1 protein-coding gene is annotated in these 263 nt (G+C 65.8%); it reads right to left on the reverse strand.

Going from position 1 to position 263, the window contains the following annotated elements:
- Positions 1–53: 53 nt before the first annotated feature.
- On the reverse strand, positions 54–263 hold a 210-nt coding region (locus tag SCA31_RS23910), incomplete at its 5' end, for a TrmH family RNA methyltransferase (RefSeq protein WP_410699489.1).

Raw genomic sequence — 263 nt, forward strand, 5'->3', positions numbered from 1 at the left:
TCCGGTCACGCGGGCTCTTAACACTTCCGCCGGGTTGCCACCTCGCGGGGAGGCTAGACGTGTTGTTCGAAGACGTGCCGCCGCACCCACGCATGCATCGCGATCGCAGCGGCCGAGGCCGCATTCATGGAGCGCGTGGAACCGAACTGCTCAATCGACAGGGTCGCGACGGCGGCCTCGTGCACCTCCGGGGTAAGGCCCGGTCCTTCCTGGCCGAACACCAGAACGCACTTCTTGGGAAGGTCGTAGGTCTCCAAGGGCAC

The organism is Chryseobacterium sp. SIMBA_028 (assembly GCF_046535285.1).
Classification (GTDB): Bacteria; Bacteroidota; Bacteroidia; order Flavobacteriales; family Weeksellaceae; genus Chryseobacterium.